This window comes from Jeotgalibacillus sp. ET6, assembly GCF_029667115.1.
GTDB lineage: Bacteria > Bacillota > Bacilli > Bacillales > Jeotgalibacillaceae > Jeotgalibacillus.
This window is the reverse complement of sequence record NZ_JARUIU010000285.1, coordinates 1-237: the sequence shown is the minus strand read 5'-3', so window position 1 is coordinate 237 and position 237 is coordinate 1. Positions and strand designations below refer to the sequence as shown.

Genomic DNA, 237 nt, shown 5'->3' with positions numbered 1-237 from the left:
TTATTTGTGACTTAGCAGCGAGAACCATTATTTCCCCGACAGAGCTGCCGATCGGTGTGATTAATTCTTTCTTTTTCAGTTTTTGGTCTGGAAAAAGAGTTTGAAATGCCCCTGGTAAAGGGATTGCGTCTGCTTGACAGCATAGAAGATCAAGGATGGCTGGTGCCTGGACTTCTTCTTTTGTAAGACTTTTAAGTTCCATTCCCTGCAACTCCTTTTTATCAAATATGCGCGTAT

At 41.8% G+C, this 237-nt stretch carries 1 protein-coding gene; it reads right to left on the bottom strand.

The annotated features are described in order from the left end of the window. On the bottom strand, positions 1 to 202 hold a 202-nt coding region (locus P6709_RS20310), incomplete at its 3' end, for a hypothetical protein (protein ID WP_278242681.1). Positions 203 to 237: the final 35 nt, after the last annotated feature.